At 68.7% G+C, this 6750-nt stretch carries 8 protein-coding genes; all 8 read left to right on the plus strand.

Features of this window, described 5'->3' with window-relative positions; all coding sequences use genetic code 11:
* On the plus strand, nucleotides 1-1558 hold a 1558-nt coding region (locus tag HY726_15665), incomplete at its 5' end, for a cbb3-type cytochrome c oxidase subunit I (GenBank protein MBI4610434.1).
* Between the two features lie 9 nt (nucleotides 1559-1567).
* Complete coding sequence (locus HY726_15670) at nucleotides 1568-1876, plus strand: cytochrome C oxidase subunit IV family protein (GenBank protein MBI4610435.1); 309 nt, start codon at nucleotides 1568-1570, stop codon at nucleotides 1874-1876.
* A 12-nt stretch (nucleotides 1877-1888) separates the two neighbouring features.
* A complete protein-coding gene (locus HY726_15675) occupies nucleotides 1889-2713 on the plus strand; it encodes a cytochrome c oxidase assembly protein (protein ID MBI4610436.1) in 825 nt (274 codons plus the stop codon).
* Complete coding sequence (locus HY726_15680; protein MBI4610437.1) at nucleotides 2700-4136, plus strand: hypothetical protein; 1437 nt, start codon at nucleotides 2700-2702, stop codon at nucleotides 4134-4136. Before HY726_15675 ends, HY726_15680 begins: the two co-directional genes overlap by 14 nt.
* Nucleotides 4137-4163: 27 nt before the next feature.
* Nucleotides 4164-5168 carry a thiamine pyrophosphate-dependent dehydrogenase E1 component subunit alpha gene (locus tag HY726_15685; GenBank protein ID MBI4610438.1) on the plus strand — a complete coding sequence of 335 codons (1005 nt, stop codon included), beginning with the start codon at nucleotides 4164-4166 and terminating at the stop codon, nucleotides 5166-5168.
* Nucleotides 5169-5181: 13 nt separating this feature from the next.
* Nucleotides 5182-6162 carry an alpha-ketoacid dehydrogenase subunit beta gene (locus tag HY726_15690; GenBank protein ID MBI4610439.1) on the plus strand — a complete coding sequence of 327 codons (981 nt, stop codon included), beginning with the start codon at nucleotides 5182-5184 and terminating at the stop codon, nucleotides 6160-6162.
* Between the two features lie 3 nt (nucleotides 6163-6165).
* Complete coding sequence (locus tag HY726_15695) at nucleotides 6166-6405, plus strand: hypothetical protein (GenBank protein MBI4610440.1); 240 nt, start codon at nucleotides 6166-6168, stop codon at nucleotides 6403-6405.
* A 45-nt stretch (nucleotides 6406-6450) separates the two neighbouring features.
* Complete coding sequence (locus tag HY726_15700) at nucleotides 6451-6621, plus strand: hypothetical protein (GenBank protein ID MBI4610441.1); 171 nt, start codon at nucleotides 6451-6453, stop codon at nucleotides 6619-6621.
* Nucleotides 6622-6750: the final 129 nt, after the last annotated feature.

A 6750-nucleotide genomic window follows, 5' to 3' on the forward strand; every position in this document is an offset into this window, starting at 1 on the left:
CCCGGTGATCGTCTACTCGGGGATCCTGATCGGGTTCTTCGGCTTCGGGGTCTGGAGCCACCACATGTTCACGGTGGGCCTGGGCGCGGTCGCCGACGCGGCCTTCTCCCTGGCGACGATGCTGATTGGCATCCCGACGGGCGTGAAGATCTTCAACTGGACAGCCACGCTGTGGGGCGGCGCGATCCGGTTCCGCGCCCCGCTCTACTTCGCCCTCGGCTTCATCGCCATGTTCCTGATGGGCGGGCTCTCCGGGATCATGCACGCCTCGCCGCCGGTGGACATGCAACAGCAGGACTCCTACTTCGTCGTCGCCCACCTCCACTACGTCCTCGTCGGCGGGAGCCTCTTCGGCCTCTTCGCCGGCATCTACTACTGGTGGCCCAAGATCACCGGGCGGTTGCTGAGCGACCGCCTCGGCAAGCTGAACTTCTGGCTGCTCCTCGTCGGCTTCAACGCGACCTTCTTCCCGATGCACTTCCTCGGGCTCATGGGCATGCCCCGCCGCATCTACACCTATTCGGGCGCCCTCGGCTGGGACTTCTGGAATTTCGTGTCCACCGTCGGGGCGTTCCTCATCGCGCTCTCCGTCCTGGTCTTCATCGTTAACGTGATCGTGAGCCTGAGGCGCGGGACGCCGGCCGGCCCTGATCCCTGGGACGGCCGGACGCTCGAGTGGACGGTTCCGTCGCCGCCGCCCGCGCACAACTTCGAGCAGGTCCCCACCGTGAGCGCCCGCGACGACCTCTGGGCGCTGAAGCGAGGGCGGCGTCCTGCCGAGGTGCCCACGCGCCCGGGTGGGGCCGCTCACCCCATCCACCTCCCACCGCCGTCCTACTACCCCATCGTCGTGGCCGCCGGGATCCTGGTCGTCGCGATCGGCGCCCTGACTCACCCGGGCGTCGTGGTCCTCGGCGGGCTCGTAGCCGTCTACGGGATTTACCGCTGGGCGTTCGAGTACGGGGGGCCGGGGCGGGGCCGCGCCGCACCGCTGGAGGAGACGAGCACGGGCGTCGACCACCGGAAGATGGGCTTCTGGACGTTCCTGGGGTCCGAGTGCATGTTCTTCGCCTCGCTCATCGCCACCTACATGGCGTACAAGGGGAAAAGCGTGGCGGGCCCGTATCCCCACGAGATCCTCAACATCCCGCTGACCTCGATCAGCACCTTCGTGCTCCTGATGTCGAGCCTGCTGATGGTGCTGGCGCTGGCCGCGGTCCAGCGGGGCGACGCGCTCGGGGCCAAGCTCTGGCTCTTCGGCACCGCCTTCTTCGGGCTGATCTTCCTCGGCTTCCAGGCCTACGAGTTCATCGAGTTCGTCCACCGCGGGCTCACGCTCCAGGCGAACCTCTTCGGCGCTACCTTCTTCGTCCTGACCGGGTTCCACGGCGCCCACGTGAGCCTCGGGGTCCTCTGGCTCCTGTCGCTCTGGCTCCTGGCGCTCCGGGCGCGGCTCACGCCGGCCGACGCGCTCGTGGTTGAAATCGCCGGCCTCTACTGGCATTTTGTGGACATCGTGTGGATCGCGATCTTCACGCTGGTCTACCTGATCCAGTAGGGGATCGTCATGGCGCACCGGCACGCCGGGCCCCCGCATCCGCCGATCAGGACCTACCTCCTGATCGCCGCCGTCCTGGCCGTGATCACGGCGGTCGAGATCTCGGTTTTCTACATCACCTGGCTGGTCCGCTTCCTGGTTCCGATCCTGGTCGTCCTCTCGGTGGCCAAGTTCTCCCTGGTCGTGATGTTCTTCATGCACCTCCGGTTCGACAGCCGGGTCTTGAGCGGGCTGTTCGTGGGGCCGCTCGTCATCGCCGTCTCGATCGTCCTGGCCCTGATGGCGCTCTTCGGCGCCTTCGTCGTGGGCCGGCCGTAAGGGGGGCAGCGCGTGGCGTGGAACCGCTGGGACGTGCACGCTGAGGTGGTCCTGGGGCTGGCGCTCCTGGCCTCCGCCTACCTCGTGGGCGTGGGGCCGCTCGCACGGCGTCACGGGTGGGCCGAGCGGCTCCCGCGCGTCCGTCCCCTGGCCTTCTTCGGGGGCCTCGGCCTCGTCTTCCTGGCCCTGAACGGCCCGCTCCACGAGCTTTCCGACCGCTACCTCTTCAGCGCCCACATGGTGCAGCACCTCCTGCTGACGCTCGTCGTCCCCCCGCTGCTCCTCGCCGGGACGCCCGGATGGCTCCTGAGCCCGCTCCTCGCGTGGCGAGGTGTGGGGAGCGCGGGGCGGGTCCTGGGTCGGCCGCTCTGCGCCTTCGCCGCCTACACCGTGGTCCTGGCGGCCTGGCATCTGCCGGTCCTCTACGAGTGGGCCATGCGCGACCACGGCGTCCACGTGCTCCAGCACCTCCTGTTCATGGCCACCGGACTCCTCCTCTGGTGGCCGGTCCTGAGCCCGGTCCCCGAGCTGCCGCCGCTGCCTTACCCGGCCCGCATGCTCTACCTGTTCCTCGCCGGGGTCCCGATGGTGCTGGTGGCCGCGCTCATCACGCTCTCCGACGAGGTGCTGTACCCGTCGTATGGCGACGCGCCGCTCGCGTGGGGCCTGACGCCGCTGGCCGACCAGCGCGCGGGCGGGGTCATCATGTGGGTGCCGGGGACGCTGGTCTTTCTGGTCGCGATCACGATCGTCTTCTTCTGCTGGGTCGGAGCGGAGCCTGAGCGCGAGGAAGGGTTCGCGCGGAGGTCCGGGGGGAGCCGACATGGAACGGCTTGACCGACGCTGGCTCCGTCAGGGGGTGGTGGCGGGGCTGATCGGCGCCGTGCTCGTGGCCGTCTGGTTCTTCCTCTTCGATGCCCTCCAGGGCCAGCCGTTCAGGACACCGGCGCTCCTCGGCGCGGCGGTGTTCCAGGGCCTCCGTGACCCCCAGGCGTTGACGATCGCGGCGGGGCCGGTCCTCGGCTACACGGTCCTCCACGGGCTCGCCTTCGTCGCCTTCGGGCTCCTCTGCGCGATGCTGATTGTGGCCGCCGAGCGCGAGCCCTTCCTGCTGCTCGCCTTCATCGCCCTCTTCGGGTGCTTCTCCGTCTTCTTCCTCGGGCTCCTGTGGGTCCTGGCCCAGTGGCTCCTCGGCGCCCTCTCCTGGTGGGCGATCGTCGTCGCGAACCTGCTCGCGGCGGCCGGGATGCTCGGTTACTTCCTCCTGAGCCACCGGACCCTCGGGCAGGCGCTCCTCGGCTCCCTCGCGGGTGTCGTCAAGGAAGGCGTCGTCGCCGGCCTGATCGGGGCGGCGCTCGTCGCCGTCTGGTTCCTGGTCTTCGACACCGTCCAGGGCCGGCCGCTTCACACGCCGGCGCTCCTCGGCGCCGCCCTCTTCGAGGGGCTCCGCGATCCCGGGCTCCTCCAGGTGGGCCTCGGCCTGGTCGCGGGCTACACGCTCCTGCACGGAGCCGCCTTCATCGCCTTCGGCATCCTGTGCGCCATCCTGATCGTGGCCGCCGAGCGCGAGCCGAGCCTCACCTGGGCCTTCGTGGCCCTCTTCGCGTGCTTCGAGATCTTCTTCGTTGCTCTGGACCGGGTCTTCGCCGAATCGGCTCTCGGCGGACTCGTGTGGTGGGCGATCCTGGTCGGCAACCTGCTGGCGGCCGCCGGGATGCTCGCCTATTTCTTCCTGGGCCACCGGGCTCTCGGCCGGAGCCTCGTCGGAGACTGGGCGGGGGTCATCCGCGAGGGGTTCGTCGCCGGGCTGATCGGGGCCGCCGTCGTGGCCGTCTGGTTCCTCGCCTACGACGCCTTCAGGGGCCAGCCCTTCCGCACGCCGGCGCTCCTCGGCGCGGCCGTCTTCCAGGGCCTCAGCGATCCCGCAGCGCTTCAGATCAACCCTGGCGTGGTCCTGGGGTACACTGTGCTCCACGGGCTCTCGTTCGTCGTCTTCGGCATGATCGCCGCGTTCCTGCTGGTGGCGGCCGAGCGCCAGCCGGTGCTGCTCCTGGGGCTCTTCATGCTCTTCGCCGCCTTCGAGGTCTTCTTCTTCGGCCTCGTCATGATCCTGGGCCAGTCGCTCCTCGGCGCCCTGGTCTGGTGGGCGATCTTCGTCGCCAACCTCCTGGCGGCGGCGGGGATGCTCACCTATTTCTTTCTCGGTCACCGCGCCCTGGGGCGGCGGCTCGTGGAGACCTGGCCGCCCCCTGCGGAGTAAAGTAAGGAGTAAACTAGGGAGGTTACGATGAACCCGACGCATCCCCTCGATCGAGACAAGCTGATCGGGTTTTACCGAACCATGCGCCTGATCCGCCGCTTCGAGGAGCGCGTGGTCGAGCTGGTGAACCGTGACGAGATCCCCGGCGTCACCCACGAGTACGTCGGCCAGGAGGCGGTGGCCACGGGCGTCTGTCACGCGCTCCGTCCCGACGACGTGATCACCAGCACCCACCGCGGCCACGGCCACATCCTGGCCAAGGGGGGCGATCCCCGCCGGATGATCGCCGAGCTGATGGGAAAGACCACCGGCTACAACCTGGGGCGGGGCGGCTCCATGCACATCGCCGATCTGTCCCTTGGGATCTATGGCGCCAACGGCATCGTCGGGGCCGGATCGCCGATCGCGTGCGGGGCCGCGCTCGCCGCCAAGCTCCACGGGATCGACCGGGTGGCGGTGGCCTTCTTCGGCGACGGCGGCATGAACCAGGGTGTGGTCCACGAAGCCTTGAACCTGGCCGCGATCTGGAAGCTCCCTGTGATCTTTGTCTGCGAGAACAACGGCTATGCCATCAGCGCCTCCATCAAAGAGATGGCAGCGCTGGAGCGGCTCGCCGACCGGGCCGCCGCCTACGGGATGCCGGGAGAGTGGGTGGACGGCATGGACGTCCTGGCTGTTCACGCGGCCACGACCCGGGCCGTCGAGCGGGTCCGCGGCGGCGCGGGCCCGATGCTCCTCGAATGCCGGACGTACCGCTTCGTCGGCCACTTTACCGCCGAGAAGGCGCGCGGCCTCAAGTACCGGACGGAGGAGGAGATCGCGGAATGGCGCAAGCGGGATCCGCTGGTAATCTATCCCGCATGGCTCAGGCAGGAGGGGATCTGCGACCCGGCTCAGGTTGACGCGGAGGTGGAGGCGCTCCTGGAGGAAGCCGTCGCCTTCGCGCGCCAGAGCCCGTTCCCCGCCCCGGACGAGGCGCTCGACGGCATGTACGCGGTGCCGTACCCCGGGTTCCCGGCGCGAGGGTGGTAGGAGGGGGAAAACAATGCGAGAAATCCGCTACCTTGAAGCTCTCACCGAAGCGCTCCGCGAGGAGATGCGGCGCGATCCCAGCGTGGTCATCATCGGGGAGGACGTCCGCCACAGTCTCCGCGGCGTGACCAAAGGAATCATCGACGAGTTCGGCCCGGACCGCATCTTCGACACGCCGATCTCCGAGGCGGGCTTTACCGGCCTCGCCACCGGGGCCGCCATGGCGGGGATGCGCCCGGTGGTGGAGTACCAGATCAACGCCCTCATCTTCGTGGCCTTCGACCAGCTCGTGGATCAGGCCCAGAAGCTCCGCTACATGATGGGCGGGCAAGGCAAGATCCCGGTCACCTATCTCGTGGTCGCCTCCGGAGCCCGCCGCGGCCTGGCCGGCCAGCACTCGGACCACCCCTATCCGCTCCTGGTCCACATGGGGATGAAGGCCGTGATGCCCTCGACGCCCCGCGACGCCAAGGGGCTGTTCAAGGCCGCGATCCGCGAGGACGACCCGGTGGTAGTCTTTGCCCCGGCCGCGCTTCTGCCCGTGAAAGGGGCCGTCCCCGAGGGCGAGTACACGATCCCACTGGGCCAGGCCGAGGTGAAGCGCGAGGGAAGCGACCTCACGATCATCGCCGTCGGTCCCCTGGTGCCCGAGGCGCTCAAGTGCGCGGAGTCGCTGGCCAGCGAAGGGATCGCGGCCGAGGTGCTGGACCCTCGCAGCCTCCTGCCGCTGGATCGCGAGACCATCCTGGCCTCAGCGAGAAAGACCGGGCGAGTCATCCTCTTTGACGACTCGAACCGCACCTGCGGCTACGCGGCTGAGCTTTCCGCCGTCATCGCCGAGGAGGCCTGGGACTCACTCCGGGCCCCCATCCGGCGCATCACGCGAGCGGATGTCCCCGTCCCCTTCAGCCCGCCGCTGGAGGCGTATGTCCTTCCGTCGCGCGACCGGCTCCTGGAAGAGTGCCGGCAGCTGCTCACCGGCTCAAGGGCGTAGGCCGTGGCCGAGATCCGGATCCCCAAGCTAGGCATGGACACGCTCGAGTGCGATATCAAGGCCTGGCTCGTCAACGTCGGCGACCGGGTCGCTCCCGGAACGCCGCTCCTCGAGGTGGAGACCGAGAAGGCCGACGTCGTGATCGAGGCCGAGGTGGCCGGGGTCGTGAGCGAGATCACCGCCCCGGCGGGCCAGACTGTCCCCGTCGGCTCCGTCGTGGGCCTCATTGACGACAGCGCGTAAGCTCGACGCAAATAGGAACGGAGCGCGAGGAGCAAGCACCATCTCATGAGGCGCACGACCGTCACCCTCGTCTTTACCCTCGCGCTCGGCATCCTGCTGGCCCCGCTCGCCTCCGACGCCCAGCAGGCCAGGCGCCCCTACCGGATCGGCGTCCTCCACGAGTCATATCTTCCGAACATTCCGCAGCTAGAGGGCCTTAAGGCTCATCGCCGCTAAGTTAACTTCGCTGATCCGGCCCAGTTTTGCGAGTAGGATCAAGGCGTTACGGAACACGTGGCGACCAGGCGCGGCTGCCGACCACGTAGGGAGTTCCTCGATAGGGGCTCCACGACCGGGAAAGCCCAA

It is taken from the genome of Candidatus Rokuibacteriota bacterium (genome assembly GCA_016209385.1).
GTDB lineage: Bacteria > Methylomirabilota > Methylomirabilia > Rokubacteriales > CSP1-6 > JACQWB01.

Coding starts and splice junctions, on each gene's coding strand:
- HY726_15670 (MBI4610435.1), top strand. CDS start 1,568: ATGGCGCACCGGCACGCCGGGCCCCCGCATCCGCCGATCAGGACCTAC.
- HY726_15680 (MBI4610437.1), top strand. CDS start 2,700: ATGGAACGGCTTGACCGACGCTGGCTCCGTCAGGGGGTGGTGGCGGGG.
- HY726_15685 (MBI4610438.1), top strand. CDS start 4,164: ATGAACCCGACGCATCCCCTCGATCGAGACAAGCTGATCGGGTTTTAC.
- HY726_15690 (MBI4610439.1), top strand. CDS start 5,182: ATGCGAGAAATCCGCTACCTTGAAGCTCTCACCGAAGCGCTCCGCGAG.
- HY726_15700 (MBI4610441.1), top strand. CDS start 6,451: ATGAGGCGCACGACCGTCACCCTCGTCTTTACCCTCGCGCTCGGCATC.